Below are 20,045 nucleotides of genomic sequence, written 5' to 3'. Positions count from 1 at the left end.
CAGAGGGCTCTGAATGAAAATGCTACCGCTACAAGCCGCCATGGCTGCCGCGCTGTTGAGCGTGGCTGTCGGCATTTCAGCCAAACCGCTGGTGGTCTGCACCGAAGCCAGCCCGGAGGGTTTTGACCCGGTCCTGTACACCACCGCCGTCACCGCCGATGCCGCCGCTGAAACCATGTTCAACCGTTTGGTGGACTTCAAGCCCGGCACCACCGAGATCGTGCCAGCGCTCGCCACTTCCTGGGAAATCAGTGACGACGGCCTGACCTATACATTCCACCTGCGCGACGACGTCAAGTTCCACACCACCGACTACTTCAAACCCACGCGCAACATGAATGCCGACGACGTGCTGTGGAGCTTCCAGCGCCAGCTGGACCCGAAACACCCGTGGCACAACAAGTCCGTCGTGGGCTACCCCTACTTTGAAAGCATGGGTTTCAAGGAACTGCTCAAGAGCGTAGAGAAGACCGATGACCATACCGTGGTCTTCACCCTGACCCGCCCTGAGGCACCGTTCCTGGCCGATGTCGCGATGCCGTTTACCGCCATCCACTCCGCCGAGTACGCCGACAAGCTACTCGCCGCCGGCAAGACCGAAGAGCTCAACAGCAAGCCGATCGGCACCGGCCCGTTCATTTTTACGCGCTACCAGAAGGACGCTCAGGTGCGCTTCAAGGCCAACCCGGAGTACTTCCGCGGCAAGCCTCCGGCCGATCCGTTGGTTCTGGCCATTGCAGTCGACAACAACGTGCGCCTGCAGAAGCTCAAGGCCAACGAATGCCAGATCGCGCTGTATCCCAAGCCCGATGACCTGCCCAGCATCAAGAAAGACCCGAACCTGAAGGTCGCCGAACTGGCGGCGATGACCACCGCCTACACCGCCCTGAACACCACCCACAAGTACATGAGCGACGCGCGGGTGCGCCATGCGATCAATATCGCGTTCGACAAGAAAGGCTACAACGAATCCCTGTATGGCAAAGGCAACGCCGTCGATGCCACCGGCCCGTATCCACCGACGCTGCTTGGCTTCAACGACAAGCTGAAAAACCCTGAGCGCAACTTGGACAAAGCCCGCGCCCTGCTCAAGGAAGCCGGTGTACCGGAAGGCACCGAATTCACCCTGTTCACCCGTAACGGCGGCGGCCCGACCAACCCTAACCCAATGCTCGGCGCCCAGCGCATGCAGGCGGACCTGGCGCAAATCGGCCTGAAAGTGAACATCAAGGTCATGGAATGGGGCGAGATGCTCAAGCGCGCCAAAGCCGGCGAGCACGACATGGTATCTGCCGGCTGGGCCGGTGATAACGGCGACCCGGATAACTTCCTCACGCCGAACCTGAGTTGCGATGCAGCGAAAAACGGCGAAAACTACGCGCGCTGGTGTAACAAAGAGTTTCAGGACTTGATCGATAAGGCCCGCGCCGACGCTGAACCCCAGCAACGGGCCGCACTCTATCAACAAGCACTGGACGTTTTCGATCAGGACCAACCGTGGATTCCCATGGCTTACCCGAAAATGTTCACCGCCATGCGCAAGAACGTCGAGGGTTATACCCAAAGCCCTCTGACGAACAATAACTTCGCCACCACCCAGGTGAAGTAAATAAGAGAAACGCTCGGCACCGCCCACTGGGACGGTGCCGAACCTGCCTAACCGGCTGATTGAGGTACACAACAAGATGTTTAGTTTTATTGCCCGCCGACTGGGGTTATTGATCCCCACGTTTTTCGGCATCACGTTGCTCACGTTTGCGTTGATTCGCATGATCCCTGGCGACCCCGTCGAAGTCATGATGGGCGAGCGGCGCGTCGACCCCGAGATGCACGCACAGGCAATGGAGCGCCTTGGCCTTAACAAGCCGTTGTATGCGCAATACCTGGACTATGTCGGCAAGCTCGCCCAGGGCGACCTTGGCGAATCGCTGCGTACCCGTACCAGCGTGTGGACCGAATTCACCGCCCTTTTCCCGGCGACCCTGGAACTGTCCATGGCCGCCCTTTTGTTCGCCGGTATCCTGGGCCTGTTGGCCGGGGTGATCGCGGCACTCAAGCGAGGATCCCTGTTCGACCACGGGGTGATGGGCATCTCCCTCGCGGGCTATTCGATGCCGATCTTCTGGTGGGGCCTGATCCTGATCATGTTCTTCTCGGTGAGCCTGGGCTGGACCCCGGTTTCCGGGCGCATCGACCTGCTCTACGACATCGAGCCGCGCACCGGCTTCATGCTGATCGATACCCTGCTGGCTGACGAGCCGGATGCGTTCTGGGATGCGCTGCACCACTTGATCCTGCCGGCCATCGTGCTCGGCACCATCCCGCTGGCAGTGATCGCACGGATGACCCGTTCATCCATGCTCGAAGTGCTGCGTGAAGACTACATCCGTACTGCCAAGGCCAAAGGCCTGTCGCCGGCGCGCGTGGTATTCGTACACGGCCTGCGTAACGCGCTGATCCCGGTGCTCACGGTGGTCGGCCTGCAAGTCGGCACCCTGCTGGCCGGTGCGGTACTGACCGAAACCATCTTCTCGTGGCCCGGCATCGGCAAATGGCTGATCGAAGCCATTGGCGCGCGGGACTACCCGGTAGTGCAAAACGGCATCCTGTTGATCGCCTGCCTGGTGATCCTGGTGAACTTCGTGGTGGATATCCTCTACGGCTTCGCCAACCCACGTATCCGTCACCAGCGCTGAGATCATGACCATGACCACACCGACTCAAGTGTCAGCAGTCGATCAAAGCCTGCTGTACCCGTCCCCGTACAAAGAATTCTGGCAAGCCTTCTCCAAGAACAAAGGCGCGGTTGCCGGCCTGCTGTTCATGTTGCTGATCGTGTTCTGCGCGATCTTCGCGCCGTGGGTGGCCCCGCATAACCCGAGCGAGCAATACCGCGACTTCCTGCTCACCCCGCCGGCCTGGCTGGAAGGCGGGCAGATGCAGTTCCTGCTCGGCACCGACGAACTCGGCCGTGACTTGCTCTCGCGCCTGATCCAGGGCTCGCGCCTGTCGCTGCTGATCGGTTTGTCGTCGGTGGTGATGTCGCTGATCCCGGGCATCCTGCTGGGTCTGTTCGCCGGGTTCTTCCCGCGCCTGCTTGGCCCAACCATCATGCGCCTGATGGACATCATGCTGGCCCTGCCCTCGTTGCTGCTGGCCGTTGCCATTGTCGCAATCCTCGGCCCTGGCCTGATCAACACCGTGATCGCCATCGCTATCGTGTCGTTGCCGTCCTATGTGCGTCTGACCCGCGCGGCGGTAATGGGCGAACTCAACCGTGACTACGTGACTGCCGCCCGCCTCGCCGGTGCCGGCCTGCCACGCCTGATGTTCATCACCGTGCTGCCCAACTGCATGGCGCCGCTGATCGTGCAGGCCACCTTGAGTTTCTCTTCGGCGATTCTCGATGCCGCCGCGTTGGGCTTCCTCGGTCTGGGCGTTCAACCGCCAACCCCTGAGTGGGGCACCATGCTGGCTTCGGCCCGTGACTACATCGAACGCGCCTGGTGGGTAGTGAGCTTGCCTGGTTTGACCATTTTGCTCAGCGTGCTGGCAATCAACTTGATGGGTGACGGCCTGCGCGATGCGCTGGACCCGAAACTCAAGAACGCCGCCTGAGGAGATTCCCATGTCACTGTTAGAAATCAAGAATCTCAACGTACGCTTCGGCGACAAGACCGCCGTGCCGGTGGTCGATGGCCTCGACATTTCGGTCGACAAGGGCGAAGTCCTGGCGATCGTTGGCGAGTCCGGCTCGGGTAAATCCGTGACCATGATGGCGCTGATGGGGCTGATCGAGCACCCCGGCATCGTCACCGCCGACGCCCTGAACTTCGACGGCAAGGACATGCTCAAGCTGAGCAACCGCCAGCGCCGCAAGATTGTCGGCAAAGACCTGGCGATGGTGTTCCAGGACCCGATGACCGCACTGAACCCCAGCTACACCGTGGGTTTCCAGATCGAAGAAGTGCTGCGCCTGCACCTGAAAATGTCCGGCAAGCAAGCGCGTAAACGCGCCATCGAACTGCTCGAAAAAGTAGAAATCCCAGGTGCGGCCAGCCGCATGGACGCCTACCCGCACCAACTGTCCGGTGGCATGAGCCAGCGCGTGGCAATCGCCATGGCCATTGCCGGCGAGCCGAAACTGCTGATCGCGGATGAGCCGACCACTGCACTGGACGTGACCATCCAGGCGCAAATCATGGAGCTGCTGCTGGCCCTGCAAAAAGAACAGAACATGGGCCTGGTGCTGATCACCCACGACCTTGCCGTCGTGGCGGAAACCGCCCAGCGCGTGTGCGTGATGTACGCAGGCCAAGCGGTGGAAGTCGGCCAGGTGCCGCAACTGTTCGATATTCCGGCGCACCCTTACAGCGAAGCATTGCTCAAGGCGATCCCGGAACACAGCCTCGGCGCCACGCGCCTGGCCACGCTGCCGGGTATCGTGCCCGGCCGCTATGACCGCCCACAGGGCTGCCTGCTATCGCCGCGTTGCCCGTATGTGCAGGAATCCTGCCGCGCCCAGCGTCCCGGCCTTGATCCGAAAAGCAACAGCCTTGCGCGCTGCTTCTACCCCTTGAACCAGGAGGTGGCGTAATGGCCGTCGTTCTTACCGCCCGCGACCTCACCCGTCACTACGAAGTGTCCCGTGGCCTGTTCAAGGGCCACGCTCTGGTGCGCGCGCTCAATGGTGTGTCGTTCGAACTGGAAGCCGGCAAGACCCTCGCCGTTGTGGGCGAGTCGGGTTGCGGAAAATCCACCCTGGCCCGAGCGCTGACACTGATTGAAGAGCCGTCGTCCGGCTCGCTGAAAATCGCCGGCCAGGAAGTCGCCGGCGCCGACAAGGTCCAGCGCAAGCAACTGCGCAAAGACGTGCAGATGGTGTTCCAGAGCCCGTACGCCTCGTTGAACCCGCGCCAGAAGGTCGGCGATCAACTCGGCGAGCCGCTGTTGATCAACACCAACCTGTCCGCCGCCGAACGCCGCGAGAAAGTGCAGGCGATGATGAAGCAAGTGGGCCTGCGCCCCGAGCACTATCAGCGCTACCCACACATGTTCTCCGGTGGTCAGCGCCAGCGCATCGCCCTGGCCCGCGCCATGATGCTGCAACCCAAAGTGCTGGTGGCGGACGAACCGACCTCGGCGCTGGACGTGTCGATCCAGGCGCAGGTGCTGAACCTGTTCATGGATCTGCAGCAGGAATTCAACACGGCCTACGTGTTCATTTCCCACAACCTGGCGGTGGTGCAGCACGTTGCCGATGACGTGATGGTGATGTACCTCGGCCGCCCGGTGGAAGTGGGCCCGAAGGAAGACATCTATGCGCGCCCGCTGCACCCGTACACCCAGGCGCTGCTGTCGGCCACCCCGACCATTCATCCGGATCCGAACAAGCCGAAGATCAAAATCGTCGGCGAGTTGCCCAATCCACTGAACCCGCCGTCGGGTTGCGCATTCCACAAGCGCTGCCCGTATGCGACGGCACGCTGCAGCACTGAGGAGCCGCAGTTGCGCGCCTTGGATAACCGGCAGGTGGCGTGCCACTACGCGGAGCAGTTCGTCGCTTGAGTACCCCCCCGCGGATCCGCGGATCCGCGGGGGCGCCAACGCAGCCTCGCTTGCGCTCGGCAGCTGCTACTGGGGCATTACATTGGAGTGATAACGCGTTCTACAGCCCTTCCCGCCAGGTTGCGCATCAGCCTGGCAGGAGGGGTTTTCTTTTTGGCGACTCAGGTGTCACCGTCGTCGTAGGTGTCGCTGGCTTCGCCCTCGTTGAGGGGGTTTTCCGGATCTTGCTCGTCCGTGGGCTGCGGTTGCGGCTGCCAACTGCCGGAGTTGACCTCGTTCTGTTTTTTCTTGGTGACCGGGCCGGTGTCCTTCCATTGGGGGGAGCCTGAGCCCGCCATTACCGGAAGAGCCGTCAGTCCCAAGGCTACGAGCAACACCAGGGGGATGGCGCGTTGAGCGTTTCGCACGGTGGTCTCCTTCTATAGTCGGTGCGTAAACGCTAGACCCGATGCAGGGTTCTCGCCAATTCCCCAGTCTTATGCAAAAAAAAGTGTGGGAGGGGGCAAGCCCCTCCCACACTTTTTCTGCGACGCTCAGGAATTAATGGTGTTCGCGCGTCGCACGGAATTTCACATCCGGCCAACGCTCTTCCATCAGCGCCAGGTTCACCCGTGTCGGCGCGAGGTAGGTCAGGTGACCGCCGCCGTCGACCGCCAGGTTTTCCACAGCCTTGTTGGAGAACTCTTCCAACTTCTTCTTATCGCTGCAATCGATCCAACGCGCGGAGTACACGGTGATCGGCTCATACGAGCATTCGACCTTGTATTCCTCTTTCAGGCGGCTGGCCACCACATCGAACTGCAGCACACCGACGGCGCCGAGGATGATGTCGTTGCTGCGCTCGGGGAAGAACACCTGGGTGGCGCCCTCTTCCGCCAACTGCTGCAAGCCCTGGCGCAGTTGCTTGGATTTCAGCGGGTCGCGCAGGCGTACGCGGCGGAACAGTTCCGGGGCGAAGTGCGGGATGCCGGTGAAACCCAGCGCTTCGCCTTCGGTGAAGGTGTCGCCGATCTGGATGGTGCCGTGGTTGTGCAGGCCGATGATGTCGCCGGCGTAGGCTTCTTCGAGCTGTTCACGCTCGGAGGAAAAGAACGTCAGGGCGTCGCCGATGCGCACGTCCTTGCCGGTGCGCACGTGGCGCATCTTCATGCCTTTTTCGTATTTGCCGGAGCAGATACGCATGAAGGCGATACGGTCGCGGTGCTTGGGGTCCATGTTCGCCTGGATCTTGAACACGAAACCGGTGAATTTCTCTTCGACCGGCTCAACCGTACGCTCGTTGGCCACACGGGCCAGGGGCTTTGGCGCCCAGTTCACGACAGCATCAAGTACGTGGTCGACACCGAAGTTGCCCAGCGCGGTCCCGAAGAACACCGGGGTCAGTTGGCCGTCGAGGAATTCCTGCTGGTTGAACTCGTGGCAGGCGCCCTGCACCAGTTCAAGCTGATCGACAAAACGGTCGTACTCGTCACCCAAGTGGGCGCGGGCTTCGTCCGAGTCGAGCTTCTCGATGATTTTCACATCGGTGCGTTCGTGACCGTGGCCGGCGGTGTAGACAATGATGTAGTCGTCGGCCAGGTGGTACACGCCCTTGAAGTCCCGATAGCAACCAATCGGCCAGGTGATCGGCGCGGCCTTGATCTTCAGGACCGCTTCGATTTCATCCAGCAACTCGATGGGGTCGCGGATGTCGCGGTCGAGTTTGTTGATGAAGCTCACGATCGGCGTGTCACGCAGGCGGCACACGTCCATCAGCGCGATGGTCCGTGGCTCGACGCCTTTACCGCCGTCGAGGACCATCAAGGCCGAGTCCACCGCCGTCAGGGTGCGATAGGTGTCTTCGGAGAAGTCTTCGTGGCCCGGGGTGTCGAGCAGGTTGACCATATGGTCGCGATACGGGAACTGCATGACCGACGTGGTAATGGAAATACCCCGTTGCTTCTCCATCTCCATCCAGTCGGATGTGGCATGGCGGTCGGATTTGCGGGATTTCACCGTGCCGGCCACCGCGATTGCCTTGCCCATCAGCAGGAGCTTCTCGGTGATGGTGGTTTTACCGGCATCGGGGTGGGAAATAATGGCGAAAGTGCGGCGTTTCGCGACTTCGGCGGCCTGGTGGGTCATGGGAAATCGCCTGGCAGGTGAGTCAAAAAAGGGCGGCGAGTATAGCGCAAACCCCGAGGGCCGGACCACCGTTCACCCGATTGGGGGTGGCTAAATGCTGCCAAGTATGGAACCTTTTAAAAGGTAGAGACGTCCACTCCCCTGCTACCGCACTCGGAACAGGGGCTGATAAATCAGCAAGTTAGCCTGACGAGGCTGCGCTCATGGCTCGATTTGATACCGCGTTGCCGGTATTGGCGAGCTGCTTTTCGCGACCACATTTGCCGACAGCCAGGAATGGCATTGCCGCTCGGAAATGTGTTCGCCGACAAAAGAAAAAAGGAGTCCGCCTGTGGCTATTCGCTATGGCAAAGGGCTGATAGGAGGCGTGGTTGTCGTCGCGCTCCTGGCCCTGCTGGTCCACTGGATCGGCATCAACACGATCGAACTGTACCGCGACGATTTGTTGTTTTACCTGCAAGCACACCTGATCCTCGTTCTAGTCTCCATGCTGGCGGCCCTCGTTGTGGGCATCCCTGCCGGTATCCTGCTCAGCCGACCAAACATGGTCGGGCGTGCAGAACGCTTCATGCAGATCTTCAACATCGGCAACACCGTCCCGCCCCTGGCCGTACTGGCCATCGCCCTCGGCGTCCTCGGCATCGGCAGCGGCCCGGCCATCTTCGCGCTGTTCCTCGCCTCCCTCCTGCCCATCGTGCGCAACACCTACGAGGGCCTCAAAAACGTTCAAGGCTCACTCAAGGAAGCCGCCACCGGCATCGGCATGACGCCGCGCCAGGTGCTGTTTCGTGTGGAATTGCCCAACGCCGTGCCAATCATCATCGGCGGTGTGCGCGTGGCCCTGGCGATCAACGTGGGTACTGCACCGCTGGCGTTCCTGATCGGCGCCAACAGCCTGGGCAGCCTGATCTTCCCCGGCATCGCCCTGAACAATCAGCCGCAATTGCTGCTCGGCGCCGCGTGCACCGCGTTGCTGGCATTGCTGCTCGACGGTCTGGTGACCATGGCCAGCCGCCTCTGGCTGGAACGCGGGTTGCGTCCGTCTTAAGGCCTGGCAAAGGAATTCACATGAAAAAACTGACATTGATATTGAGTTGCGTCCTGCTGTTCGCAGGTTTTGCGCAAGCCGCCGAGAAACCGGTGATCCGCATCGGCGCCCGAGTGTTCACCGAGCAGACCCTGCTCGCCGAAATCACGTCCCAGTACCTGCGCGCCAAGGGCTACGACACCCAGGTGACCGGCGGCCTGGGCAGCAACCTGGCGCGCAGTGCCCAGGAAAGCGGGCAACTGGATCTGATCTGGGAGTACACCGGCGTGTCCCTGGTGGCTTACAACCATGTGGACGAGAAGCTCGACAGCGAACAGTCCTACGCTCGGGTGAAAGAACTCGACGCGAAAAAAGGCCTGGTCTGGCTCTCGCCGTCGCGCTTCAGCAACACCTACGCCCTGGCATTGCCGGAGAAGGTCGCCGAGGAACATCCCGAGATCAACAGCATCAGCGACCTCACCAAAGCCATGGCCCAGGAGACCAAAGAGCATCGCCTGGTCGCCCTGGACACCGAGTTCGCCAACCGCTCCGATGGCCTGGCCGGCATGGTCAAGCTGTACGACATGAACCTCACGCGCAAAAACACTCGGCAGATGGACGCGGGCCTGGTCTACACCGCCTTGCGCAATGGCCAGGTGTTTGCCGGCCTGGTCTACACCACCGACGGTCGCCTCAACGCCTTCAAGCTCAAGCTGCTGGCGGATGACATGCACTACTTCCCGGACTACACCGCAGCACCCGTGGTGCGTCAGGAATACCTCGACAAGCATCCGCAACTGGCTGCCGAACTCAAGCCACTGGCCACGCTGTTCGACGACGAAACCATGCGCCAGCTGAATGCGCGGGTCGACGTCGACCATGAAAGCCCGTCCGCTGTTGCCGCCGATTTCCTGCGCCAACATCCGATCAACTAAAGAAGGAGAAGACATGGAATTCCTGAACGCCTTTTCCCATCTTGATTGGGCACAAGTCCTGCACCTGACCTGGCAGCACATCACCCTGGTTGGCATTGCCGTGATCCTGGCGATTGTCGTGGGCGTGCCCCTCGGCGTGCTGATGACGCGCTTTCCGACCTTGGCCGGCCCGCTGCAAGCCAGCGCCACGGTGCTGCTGACCGTGCCGTCCATCGCCCTGTTCGGCCTGCTGCTGCCGTTCTACTCCAAATTCGGCCAGGGCCTGGGGCCAATGCCGGCGATCACCGCCGTGTTCCTCTACTCCCTGTTGCCGATCATGCGTAACACCTACCTCGCCCTGACCGGCGTTGAACCGGGCATTCGCGAGGCCGCCAAAGGCATCGGCATGACTTTCGGCCAGCGCCTGCGCATGGTCGAACTGCCGATTGCGGTGCCGGTGATCCTCGCCGGTGTGCGCACCGCCGTGGTGATGAACATTGGTGTGATGACCATCGCCGCCACCATCGGTGCCGGTGGCCTGGGTGTACTTATTCTGGCTTCCATCAGCCGCAGCGACATGTCGATGCTGATTGTTGGCGCCGTGCTGGTCAGTCTCCTGGCCATCTTCGCCGACCTGCTTCTGCAATGGCTGCAACGCTCGCTGACTCCAAAAGGATTGCTCAAATGATCGAACTTCAAAACCTGTCCAAGACCTTTCAAAGCAACGGCAAGACCATTACTGCCGTCAACGATGTCAGCCTGACCGTCAATGAAGGCGAGATTTGCGTGTTCCTCGGCCCGTCGGGCTGCGGCAAAAGCACCACGCTGAAGATGATTAACCGCCTGATCAAGCCTTCCTCGGGCAAGATCCTGATCAACGGCGAAGACACCACCGACCTGGATGAAGTGACCCTGCGTCGCAACATCGGCTACGTGATCCAGCAGATCGGCCTGTTCCCCAACATGACCATCGAGGAAAACATCGTGGTCGTGCCCAAGCTGCTGGGCTGGGACAAACAGAAATGCCACGACCGCGCCCGCGAGTTGATGAGCATGATCAAGCTGGAACCCAAGCAGTACCTGCATCGCTACCCCCGTGAGTTGTCCGGTGGCCAGCAGCAGCGGATCGGCGTGATCCGCGCACTGGCGGCCGATGCGCCGTTGCTGCTGATGGATGAGCCGTTCGGCGCGGTCGACCCGATCAACCGCGAGATGATCCAGAACGAGTTCTTCGAGATGCAGCGCGCGCTGAACAAGACCGTGATCATGGTCAGCCACGACATCGACGAAGCCATCAAGCTGGGTGACAAAATCGCGATCTTCCGCGCCGGCAAGCTGCTGCAGATCGACCATCCAGACACGCTTTTGGCGCACCCGGCTGACGAGTTCGTCAGCAACTTCGTGGGCCAGGACAGCACCCTCAAGCGCCTGCTGCTGGTGAAGGCCGAAGACGCGGCAGACAACGCCCCGTCGGTGAGCCCGGAAACCCCGGTGGCCGATGCCCTGGAACTGATGGACGAAACCGACCGTCGCTATGTGGTGGTCACCTGTGCCGAGAACAAGGCACTGGGTTATGTACGACGTCGCGACCTGCACCGTCAGACCGGTACCTGCGGCCAATACCTGCGCGAGTTCAACGCCACGGCGGCGTATGACGAGCATTTGCGCATCCTGTTGTCGCGCATGTACGAATTCAACCGCTCGTGGCTGCCGGTGATGGATGCGGAGCGGGTGTTCCTGGGGGAAGTGACGCAGGAGTCGATTGCCGAATACCTGAGCTCCGGCAAGTCCCGTGGCGGCAAGACCAGCATCGTGTCGCCTGCCGAGACCGCCCTGGCCTGATCTTATGTGGGAGGGGGCTTGCCCCCGATGGCGGTGTGTCAGTCACTGAAGTATTGGCTGACACACCGCTATCGGGGGCAAGCCCCCTCCCACATTTGCTCCGTGGTGCGTCAGGTAAATACCGTCGATTTGCCCGATCCGGGGAACATCAATCCGTCACACCTGTCGGTTACATAAGTAGCTGCACGCCATCGCGCGACGAACGCGTGCAGAAACGCGACATTTTTAGTTGATCCCACGCCCATCAAGCCCTAAAGTTCGCGCCGAACGTCCATGCTGGAAACGATCCATCCGGCTCAAGTACTGACGACGAGACAGCAAGGCCAAGGGAAGCGTCTATTCCCATGGCCTTTTTGCTTTCGGCGACATGCCTTGGGAAGTAGGCGAACCAAAGTGGGGATACGGAGGACGTTCATTTGCACCCATTGCTAATTTCAGTTTGCCCTTAGGAGTCCCCAGCATGTCGATCAACGTCGAAGATTATTTCGCGCGCGCCACTTTTGACAAAATGAAGGCGTTCGCCGACAAGCAAGAAACCCCGTTCGTGGTGATCGACACCGCGATGATCAGCCAGGCCTACGACGACCTGCGCGCCGGTTTCGAATTCGCCAAGGTGTATTACGCCGTCAAGGCCAACCCAGCCGTCGAGATCATCGACCTGTTGAAAGACAAGGGTTCAAGCTTCGACATCGCGTCGATCTACGAGCTGGACAAGGTCATGGACCGTGGCGTCAGCGCCGACCGTATCAGCTACGGCAACACCATCAAGAAATCCAAGGACATCCGCTACTTCTACGAGAAGGGCGTGCGTCTGTTCTCCACCGACTCCGAAGCCGACCTGCGCAACATCGCCAAGGCTGCGCCGGGTTCGAAAGTGTATGTGCGTATCCTCACCGAAGGCTCGACCACGGCTGACTGGCCCTTGTCGCGCAAATTCGGCTGCCAGACCGACATGGCCATGGACCTGCTGATCCTGGCGCGCGACCTGGGCCTGGTGCCTTACGGCATCTCGTTCCACGTGGGTTCCCAGCAGCGCGACATCAGCGTGTGGGACGCGGCGATCGCCAAGGTCAAAGTGATCTTCGAACGCCTGAAAGAAGAAGACAACATCCACCTCAAGCTGATCAACATGGGCGGCGGCTTCCCGGCCAACTACATCACCCGCACCAACAGCCTGGAAACCTACGCTGAAGAAATCATCCGTTTCCTCAAGGAAGACTTCGGCGACGACCTGCCGGAAATCATCCTGGAGCCGGGCCGTTCGTTGATCGCCAACGCCGGTATCCTGGTCAGTGAAGTGGTGTTGGTCGCACGTAAATCCCGTACCGCCGTCGAGCGTTGGGTGTACACGGATGTGGGCAAATTCTCCGGCCTGATCGAAACCATGGACGAAGCCATCAAGTTCCCGATCTGGACCGAAAAGAAAGGCGAGATGGAAGAAGTGGTCATCGCCGGCCCAACCTGCGACAGCGCCGACATCATGTACGAAAACTACAAGTACGGCCTGCCGCTGAACCTGGCCATCGGTGACCGTTTGTACTGGCTGTCGACCGGCGCCTACACCACCAGCTACAGCGCGGTTGAGTTCAATGGCTTCCCGCCGTTGAAGTCGTTTTATGTTTAACAGCAGCCGCAAGTTTTAAGCTGCAAACCGCAAGAAAAACCCATGACGTGTCATGGGTTTTTTTATGCCTCCGGAAGGCTGGCGGCGCGTTGTCGGTAGGCCTCGGCCATCGCGCGAATCGGCGGGTCGTTGGCCGCCGCCAGCGCCTTGTGGGCCACCCGCAAAAACTTCAGATTGCCGCCGGCAAGCGCTTTGTGCAGCCACTCCAGCGCCGTCTCGACCTGGCCTCTATCCGCCAGCACCGCCGCATAACTGAACTGCCCACGGAAATCCCCGCCTTCGGCTGAGCGGCGATACCAGTCCACAGCGGCCTGCGGGTCCCTCGGGCAATACTGACCGTCTTCCAGGTAGCGCCCCAGCAGGTTCATCGACTTGGCGTGGCCCTGCTCCGCCGCCCGACGATAGAAGGACAATGCTTGCGGCTGATCCTCAGCAACACCGCGACCGGTCGCCAGCAGGTTTGCGTAGTTGTATTGCCCCCAATCCAGCCCCGCCTCGGCGGCCAGACGGTATTGCTGCGCCGCCGCGGCCGCATCCGCCGGGCAGCCCCAGCCATGCTCCAGGCAACGCCCGGCCATATTGCGCGCCATCAGATGACCGCCCTGCGCCGCGATGCGGAACCAGCGCAACGCCAGCGCTTCATCGCGGGCAATGCCGCGCCCTTCCAGCAGGATTTGCCCGAGCAGGGCCTGGGCATCCACCACGCCCTCCTTGGCCGCGATCAGGATCGCTTGGGCGGCGCGCACCGGCGCGTCGTCGAGCATGTTCTGCAATTGTTCGACATTGAGCACTTCCTGGCGGCGTAACAAAAAGCCCATCTCAGACCTCGACCCAGCGACGCAACAGGTTGTGGTAAGTGCCGGTGAGCTGGATCAACGCGGGGTGGTCGGGTACATCCGCGGTCAGTTGCCGGATCGCGCCGTCCATCTCGAACAGCAAGGTGCGCTGGCTGTCTTCACGCACTAGGCTTTGGGTCCAGAAGAACGAGGCATAACGCGCGCCACGAGTCACGGCGTTGACTTTGTGCAGGCTGGAGCCGGGGTACAGCACCATGTCGCCGGCGGGCAACTTGACCCGCTGCACGCCAAAGGTGTCCTGGATCTCCAGTTCGCCGCCGTCGTACTCATCCGGATCGCTGAAGAACAGGGTGGACGACAGGTCCGTACGCACCCGTTCGTGGCTGCCTTTGGGCTGGCGCACGGCGTTGTCGATATGGAAGTCGAAACTGCCGCCTGCGGTATAGCAGTTGAGCAACGGCGGGAACACCTTGTGGGGTAACGCCGCTGACATAAACAGCGGGTTCTGCCACAAGCGTTCGAGCATCGCCGCACCGATTTCCTTGGCCAACGGGTGGCCTTCGGGCAATTGCAGATTGTGTTTGGCTTTGGCGGATTGATGCCCGGCGGTGAGTTTGCCGTCGGCCCAATCGGCGTCTTCCAGGGCTTGGCGGATGCGCTGCACTTCCTCGCGAGAGAACAGGCCGGGAATGTGCAGCAACATGAGGCAATACCTGTAGGCAAGGAGGCGCTAATGGTATTGATTCTTATCCGACCTGTAAAACGCCGTGACGGACGAGTTCGTAAAAACCGTAAGCAAAAAGTGTAAAGAATGTAAATTCAGTGCAATTAGCAATGTATCGCAATTGATATGAAGTCTTGTTCACCCTATATTCCGCGGCCTCACATCCTTGGGGAAAGGACACGTCATGTCGCGCACCATTATAAAAACATCTGCCAGTTCACCGCGTTTGCTGGCCTCGGCCATCGGCGTGGCCCTCGGTGCCAGCTCCGTCGCCCATCTGGCGCAAGCGGCCGAAGACACCGAACAGAAAGGCCAGCGCGACAGCATCTCCCTGGGTGCCACCAGCATCACCGGGGAAGAACAGGACGCCACGTCCTACCAAGTCGAAAAAGCCTCTTCGCAGAAATACACCGCGCCGCTGGTGGACACGCCGCGCTCGGTCACCGTCGTGCCGCAACAAGTGCTCAAAGACACCGCCGCTACCTCGTTGCAGGATGCCCTGCGCACCGTACCGGGGATTACCTTCGGCGCCGGCGAAGGCGGCAACCCCCAGGGCGACCGACCGTTCATCCGGGGTTTCGACGCCCAGGGCGACACTTACCTGGACGGCGTGCGCGACACTGGCGGCCAGAGTCGTGAGATTTTCGACATCGAGTCCATCGAAGTCAGCAAAGGCCCGAACTCCTCGTTCGGCGGTCGCGGTTCGGCCGGTGGCAGCCTCAACCTGGTGAGCAAGACGCCGCAAGCCCGAGACTTCACCAACGGCGGCTTCACCTACGGTTCCGACCAGACCCGTCGCTACGTGCTCGACGTGAACCGCCAGTTCCTCGACGACAGCGCCGCGTTCCGCCTGAACCTCATGACCCACGAGCAAAACGTGGCCGGCCGTGACGCCGTCAATTACGACCGTTGGGGCGTGGCGCCATCGCTGACCTTTGGCCTGGGCACCCCGACCCGCGTCAACCTCAGCTACTACCACATGGAAAGCAACGACCTGCCGGACTCGGGCATTCCCTACGGCTACAGCTCGTCGACCGCCACCACCCACGGGCACGACAAACCCAATGACGGCGGCGACAGCAACAACTTCTACGGCCTTAAAGATCGGGATTTCCGCAAGACCCGCGCCGATATCAGCACCGTCTCCATCGAGCACGACCTGAACGACAGCATGACGCTGAAAAACACCCTGCGTCATGGCAGCACCGGACAGGACTACATCCTGACCCAGCCGGACGACAGCAAGCTCAACGTCAACCGTTTCGGCACCGTATGGCGTCGCGCCAACAGCCGCGTCTCCACAACGACGACGACCACCAACCAGACCGATCTGTTTGGCAGTTTCCAGGCACTGGGCTTCAAGCACAGCTACTCCACCGGCCTGGAATTCACGGGTGAAGAAACCCGCGTGAGCAGCTACACCATCAGCCCGAACGCCAACCCCACCGGCGGCTGCACCGTGGCCGGCGGCAGCCAAGGCGGCCAGTGCACCTCGCTGAGCAACCCGAACCCGGATGACGCCTGGAACGGCAGCATCGCGCGCAACTACAACGGCACCAACACCAAGGCCACCAGCCGCGCCGCCTATGTGTTCGACACCATCGAACTGGACCCGAAATGGCTGCTGAACGTCGGCCTGCGCTACGACACTTTTGACACCGAAGCCAACACCAACGCCGTCCCTAGCGCGACCGTGAAGGCGCGGAGCAAGATCAAGGAAGACAGTCAGTTCTTCAACTGGCAGGCCGGCCTGGTCTGGAAGCCGGTGGAAAACGCCAGCGTCTATGCCTCGTACGCCACCTCGGCAACCCCCGCCGGCGGCCTGGTCGGCGAAGGCTCCGATGGCAACCCGCTGTCCGCTGGCGCGGCCAGCAGCGATCTGCAACCGGAAGAAACCGTCAACTACGAACTGGGCACCAAGTGGGATCTGTTCCACGACCGCCTCTCGCTGACCGCTGCAGTGTTCCGTACCGAGAAGAAAAACACGCGCATCCTGGTGGACGCCCTCACCTACCAGAACGCCGGTGAATCCCAGGTAGACGGTATCGAGTTGTCCGCCAGCGGCAAAATCACTGATCAGTGGCAAGTGTTCGCGGGCTACAGCTACCTGGACAGCGAGCTGGTCAAAGCGGGCCGTAACGGGCGCAACGGTGTCATCAGCGCCGGTTCCAACGAAGGCAACCAGATGCCCAACACGCCGAAGAACAGCTTCAGCCTGTGGACCACCTACGCCATCACACCCAAGCTGACCATCGGCGGCGGCGCGTTCTACGTCGATGACGTCTACGGCGATGTGGGTAACACGGTCTACGTGCCGTCCTATACCCGCTACGACGCCATGGCCAGCTACAAGCTGACCAAAAACATCGACCTGCAATTGAACGTGCAAAACCTCACGGACAAGACCTACTACGACAAAGCGTTCTCAACGCACTTCGCCAACCAGGCGGCTGGGCGCACGGCGCTGGTGTCCACCAGCTTCCACTTCTAGACACCGCTTCACGTAGCACAAAGCCCCACGCATCGGATGCGTGGGGCTTTTGCGTGTAAAACAGAATGTTTCTCGAAAAGCCACGGCATAATGCGCGCCGTGCCCTACATACCCAGATAGACGAGGCGGTCAGACGTGTTGAAGAAAACCCTGTTCCAGTTGCACTGGTTCTTCGGCATCACTGCCGGGCTGGTGCTGGCCTTGATGGGGATCACCGGGGCTGCGGTCTCGTTTCAGGATGAACTACTGCGGGCACTCAACCCCAACGTACTGAGCGTTGAAAAACGCGAAGCCGGTGTGCTGCCGCCCGCCGAACTGGTGCGCAAGCTCGAAGCCACCGAAGGCAAGACCGTCGCCATGCTGTTCGTGGAAAGCGAAAGCGGCAATGCCGCACGCGTGTTCTTCACCCCGCCGCCGGGTGAGCGACGCGGCCAACTGCGCTACTTCGATCCCTACACCGGCGATTACATGGGCGATGTGGTCGGCCAGGACTTTTTCGGCTTTATCCTGCAACTGCACCGCTTCCTCGCCATGGGCGAAACCGGGCGCAACATCACCGGCGCGTGCACGCTGATCCTGGTGTTTTTCTGCCTCTCCGGTTTGTACCTGCGCTGGCCGCGCCAGGTGGCAAGTTGGCGTGTGTGGCTGACCCTGGACTGGCGCAAAAAGGGCCGCAGTTTCAACTGGGACCTGCACTCGGTGTTTGGCACCTGGTGCCTGCTGGCTTACCTGTTGGCGGCGCTGACCGGGCTGTCCTGGTCATACGACTGGTACAGCCAGGGCTTGACCAAACTGCTGTCCGACGCGCCGCAAAATGAACGCATGCGCAAGCGCGGCCCGCCGCCGGCAGGCCCGGCGCTGGTGGCCAACTATGACGCAATCTGGAGCAGCATCTACAGCAACGCAGGCCCGGGATTGAGCGCCTACAACATCCGCATGCCGGCCGTCGCCGGGCAACCGGCGACCGTCTACTACCTGTTGAAAGACTCACCCCATGACCGCGCCCTGAACCAGATCAACCTGGACCCGGCCACCGGCGAGGTCAAATCCCATGATCAATACGCGAGCAAAAGCTTCAAGGCGCAGCTACTGACCAGCCTCTACGCGCTGCACACCGGCAGTTACTTCGGCCTCGCCGGGCGGATCATCCTCACCGTCAGCTCATTGCTGATGCCGCTGTTCTTCATCACTGGCTGGTTGCTGTACCTGGACCGTCGCCGCAAAAAACGCCAGGTGCGCGACGCCCGTAAAAGCCTCGGCGCCAACCACAGCAATGCCCCGGCCTGGCTGATCGGCTTTGCCAGCCAGAGCGGTTTTGCCGAGCAACTGGCTTGGCAGACCGCCGGGCAATTGCAGGCGGCCGGCCTGCCGGTGAAGGTGCAGTCCTTGGGTAGCGTCAGCCAGGACGATTTGCTCCAGTCAGAAAATGCGCTGTTTGTGGTCAGCACTTTCGGCGACGGCGAAGCCCCCGACAGCGCCCGTGGCTTTGAACGCGCAGTGCTCGGCCAGGACCTGTCCCTCAAAGGCCTGAATTACTCGGTGCTGGCCCTGGGTGATCGTCAATACGAACACTTCTGCGGCTTTGCCCGGCGCCTGCATTTCTGGCTGACCAACCAGGGCGGCAACCCACTGTTTGCTCCGGTGGAAGTGGACAGCGGCGACACGGCCGCGCTGCTGCATTGGCAACAACAGCTTGGGCAGTTGACCGGTCAGGCACCGGCCGCGGCATGGCCTGCCGCCCAGTACGAAACCTGGACGCTCAGCCAGCGCCACCTGCTCAACCGCAACAGCGCGGGCTCGAACGTTTACCTGCTCGGCCTCACCCCGGCTTCGCCACACACCTGGCAAGCCGGCGACTTGGCGGAAGTGTTGCCCCGCAATTGCCCATGGGCCATCGAGCACTTCCTGAGCGGCCTGGGCCTGACCGGCACCGACGGCGTGTTGATCGACGGTTTGGCCACGCCCCTCAACCAAGCCCTGGCGACTCGCCAACTGCCGGAAAACCGCGCCCATCTGGTGGGCATGCATGCCCAGGCATTGGTGGACGCACTGGCGCCCTTGGCCATGCGCGAATACTCCATCGCCTCGGTTGCCAGCGACGGCGTGCTGGAGTTGATCGTGCGCCAGGAACGCCACCCCGATGGCAGCCTGGGCCTGGGCTCGGGTTGGCTCACCGAACACGCGGCCTTGGGCGCAGGCATCAGCCTGCGGCTGCGTCGCAACAGCGCCTTCCACCTGCCGCAAGCGCCTGTGCCATTGATCCTGCTGGGCAACGGCACCGGCCTCGCGGGCCTGCGCAGCTTGCTCAAAGCGCGGATTGCCGATGGCCAGCAGCGCAATTGGCTGTTGTTCGGCGAACGCAATATCGCCCACGACTACCTGTGCCAGGACGAGCTGCAAGGCTGGCTGGCCAGCGGTGATCTGGCCTTGCTGGACCTGGCATTTTCGCGGGATCAGGAAGAGAAGATCTACGTGCAGGACCGCCTGCGTGAATCGGCCGATGTGCTGCGTAAATGGCTCGCAGACGGCGCGGCGATTTATGTGTGCGGGAGCTTGCAGGGGATGGCGGCGGGGGTGGATCAGGTGCTGCACGACGTGCTGGGCAGCGAGGCGGTGGATCGCTTGATCGAACAAGGCCGCTATCGCCGGGATGTCTACTGAGGCGACCTATGTGAGAGAGGGCTTGCCCCCGATGAGCATGGGTCTCAACACAACTCTCAAAGGCTTATACATAACTCTGTGGTGAGCGGGCTTTTGTGGTGAGCGGGCTTGCGCGCTGGGCTGCGAAGCGGCCCCAAAACGTCCACCTCGATTGATTCTGGCACTCTGCGGTGACCTTATTGGGGCTGCTTCGCAGCCCAGCGCGGACAAGCCCGCTCACCACAACAGCCCAGTTGCCATACATTCAATACCTATGCCCCGATGAGGGGGTGT

Annotated in this window: 16 protein-coding genes; 12 read left to right on the top strand and 4 right to left on the bottom strand. The window is 61.3% G+C overall.

Annotated elements, in window-relative coordinates:
- Positions 1-13 precede the first annotated feature (13 nt).
- The 5 genes from EJD88_RS15325 to EJD88_RS15305 all read left to right on the top strand — a co-directional run bounded on the left by EJD88_RS15325 (position 14) and on the right by EJD88_RS15305 (position 5,568).
- Positions 14-1,609 carry an ABC transporter substrate-binding protein gene (locus tag EJD88_RS15325; RefSeq protein ID WP_158878396.1) on the top strand — a complete coding sequence of 532 codons (1,596 nt, stop codon included), beginning with the start codon at positions 14-16 and terminating at the stop codon, positions 1,607-1,609.
- Between the two features lie 76 nt (positions 1,610-1,685).
- Entirely contained in the window at positions 1,686-2,696 is a 1,011-nt protein-coding gene (locus tag EJD88_RS15320) for an ABC transporter permease subunit (protein ID WP_003171721.1), read from the top strand.
- A 10-nt stretch (positions 2,697-2,706) separates the two neighbouring features.
- Positions 2,707-3,618 (top strand): ABC transporter permease subunit, encoded by a 912-nt coding sequence (locus EJD88_RS15315; RefSeq protein WP_003188486.1) that lies wholly within the window; start codon positions 2,707-2,709, stop codon positions 3,616-3,618.
- Positions 3,619-3,628: 10 nt separating this feature from the next.
- Entirely contained in the window at positions 3,629-4,597 is a 969-nt protein-coding gene (locus EJD88_RS15310; protein ID WP_099587073.1) for an ABC transporter ATP-binding protein, read from the top strand.
- Entirely contained in the window at positions 4,597-5,568 is a 972-nt protein-coding gene (locus EJD88_RS15305) for a peptide ABC transporter ATP-binding protein (RefSeq protein ID WP_158878395.1), read from the top strand. The genes EJD88_RS15310 and EJD88_RS15305 overlap by 1 nt, the downstream gene beginning before the upstream one ends.
- A 161-nt stretch (positions 5,569-5,729) precedes the next feature.
- Here the strand turns inward: EJD88_RS15305 and EJD88_RS15300 are convergent, their stop codons facing one another.
- Both EJD88_RS15300 and EJD88_RS15295 read right to left on the bottom strand, forming a co-directional pair.
- Positions 5,730-5,975, bottom strand: coding sequence for a hypothetical protein (locus EJD88_RS15300; RefSeq protein WP_099587072.1), 246 nt, complete (start codon positions 5,973-5,975; stop codon positions 5,730-5,732).
- A gap of 133 nt (positions 5,976-6,108) precedes the next feature.
- Positions 6,109-7,692 (bottom strand): peptide chain release factor 3, encoded by a 1,584-nt coding sequence (locus EJD88_RS15295; protein WP_053131660.1) that lies wholly within the window; start codon positions 7,690-7,692, stop codon positions 6,109-6,111.
- A gap of 331 nt (positions 7,693-8,023) precedes the next feature.
- On the opposite strand from EJD88_RS15295, the gene EJD88_RS15290 reads away from it, so the two are divergent.
- From EJD88_RS15290 to EJD88_RS15270, 5 genes are all read left to right on the top strand, one after another.
- Positions 8,024-8,740: an ABC transporter permease gene (locus EJD88_RS15290; protein ID WP_027604862.1), complete on the top strand. Its 717-nt coding sequence runs from the start codon at positions 8,024-8,026 to the stop codon at positions 8,738-8,740.
- A gap of 20 nt (positions 8,741-8,760) precedes the next feature.
- Positions 8,761-9,654 carry a glycine betaine ABC transporter substrate-binding protein gene (locus tag EJD88_RS15285; protein WP_158878394.1) on the top strand — a complete coding sequence of 298 codons (894 nt, stop codon included), beginning with the start codon at positions 8,761-8,763 and terminating at the stop codon, positions 9,652-9,654.
- 13 nt (positions 9,655-9,667) lie between these two features.
- Entirely contained in the window at positions 9,668-10,321 is a 654-nt protein-coding gene (locus EJD88_RS15280) for an ABC transporter permease (RefSeq protein WP_027604864.1), read from the top strand.
- Complete coding sequence (locus EJD88_RS15275; RefSeq protein WP_099587069.1) at positions 10,318-11,475, top strand: betaine/proline/choline family ABC transporter ATP-binding protein; 1,158 nt, start codon at positions 10,318-10,320, stop codon at positions 11,473-11,475. Before EJD88_RS15280 ends, EJD88_RS15275 begins: the two co-directional genes overlap by 4 nt.
- A 460-nt stretch (positions 11,476-11,935) precedes the next feature.
- Positions 11,936-13,099: a type III PLP-dependent enzyme gene (locus EJD88_RS15270; RefSeq protein ID WP_032886216.1), complete on the top strand. Its 1,164-nt coding sequence runs from the start codon at positions 11,936-11,938 to the stop codon at positions 13,097-13,099.
- 62 nt (positions 13,100-13,161) lie between these two features.
- Here EJD88_RS15270 and EJD88_RS15265 read toward each other — a convergent pair whose 3' ends face one another.
- Positions 13,162-13,917, bottom strand: coding sequence for a tetratricopeptide repeat protein (locus tag EJD88_RS15265; protein WP_099587067.1), 756 nt, complete (start codon positions 13,915-13,917; stop codon positions 13,162-13,164).
- A 1-nt stretch (position 13,918) separates the two neighbouring features.
- Positions 13,919-14,599: a Fe2+-dependent dioxygenase gene (locus EJD88_RS15260; RefSeq protein WP_112193435.1), complete on the bottom strand. Its 681-nt coding sequence runs from the start codon at positions 14,597-14,599 to the stop codon at positions 13,919-13,921.
- Between the two features lie 205 nt (positions 14,600-14,804).
- Here EJD88_RS15260 and EJD88_RS15255 point away from each other — a divergent pair, with 205 nt between their 5' ends.
- Together EJD88_RS15255 and EJD88_RS15250 are read left to right on the top strand one after the other, a co-directional pair.
- Positions 14,805-17,111, top strand: a complete 2,307-nt coding sequence (locus EJD88_RS15255) for a TonB-dependent siderophore receptor (protein WP_112193433.1) — start codon at positions 14,805-14,807, stop codon at positions 17,109-17,111.
- A gap of 135 nt (positions 17,112-17,246) precedes the next feature.
- On the top strand, positions 17,247-19,772 hold the full coding sequence (locus EJD88_RS15250) for a sulfite reductase flavoprotein subunit alpha (protein ID WP_158878393.1): 2,526 nt from the start codon (positions 17,247-17,249) through the stop codon (positions 19,770-19,772).
- Positions 19,773-20,045: the final 273 nt, after the last annotated feature.

It is taken from the genome of Pseudomonas sp. PB105, assembly GCF_009764655.1.
In the GTDB taxonomy this organism is placed as follows: Bacteria; Pseudomonadota; Gammaproteobacteria; order Pseudomonadales; family Pseudomonadaceae; genus Aquipseudomonas; species Aquipseudomonas cyclaminis.
This window is presented reverse-complemented; position numbering and strand designations above follow the sequence as displayed.

Excerpts from the sequence above, each read along its gene's own strand:
- EJD88_RS15265 (WP_099587067.1), bottom strand. The coding sequence starts at position 13,917 with ATGGGCTTTTTGTTACGCCGCCAGGAAGTGCTCAATGTCGAACAATTG.
- EJD88_RS15295 (WP_053131660.1), bottom strand. The coding sequence starts at position 7,692 with ATGACCCACCAGGCCGCCGAAGTCGCGAAACGCCGCACTTTCGCCATT.
- EJD88_RS15275 (WP_099587069.1), top strand. The coding sequence starts at position 10,318 with ATGATCGAACTTCAAAACCTGTCCAAGACCTTTCAAAGCAACGGCAAG.
- EJD88_RS15260 (WP_112193435.1), bottom strand. The coding sequence starts at position 14,599 with ATGTTGCTGCACATTCCCGGCCTGTTCTCTCGCGAGGAAGTGCAGCGC.
- EJD88_RS15270 (WP_032886216.1), top strand. The coding sequence starts at position 11,936 with ATGTCGATCAACGTCGAAGATTATTTCGCGCGCGCCACTTTTGACAAA.
- EJD88_RS15315 (WP_003188486.1), top strand. The coding sequence starts at position 2,707 with ATGACCACACCGACTCAAGTGTCAGCAGTCGATCAAAGCCTGCTGTAC.
- EJD88_RS15255 (WP_112193433.1), top strand. The coding sequence starts at position 14,805 with ATGTCGCGCACCATTATAAAAACATCTGCCAGTTCACCGCGTTTGCTG.
- EJD88_RS15285 (WP_158878394.1), top strand. The coding sequence starts at position 8,761 with ATGAAAAAACTGACATTGATATTGAGTTGCGTCCTGCTGTTCGCAGGT.
- EJD88_RS15325 (WP_158878396.1), top strand. The coding sequence starts at position 14 with ATGAAAATGCTACCGCTACAAGCCGCCATGGCTGCCGCGCTGTTGAGC.
- EJD88_RS15320 (WP_003171721.1), top strand. The coding sequence starts at position 1,686 with ATGTTTAGTTTTATTGCCCGCCGACTGGGGTTATTGATCCCCACGTTT.
- EJD88_RS15305 (WP_158878395.1), top strand. The coding sequence starts at position 4,597 with ATGGCCGTCGTTCTTACCGCCCGCGACCTCACCCGTCACTACGAAGTG.
- EJD88_RS15310 (WP_099587073.1), top strand. The coding sequence starts at position 3,629 with ATGTCACTGTTAGAAATCAAGAATCTCAACGTACGCTTCGGCGACAAG.
- EJD88_RS15280 (WP_027604864.1), top strand. The coding sequence starts at position 9,668 with ATGGAATTCCTGAACGCCTTTTCCCATCTTGATTGGGCACAAGTCCTG.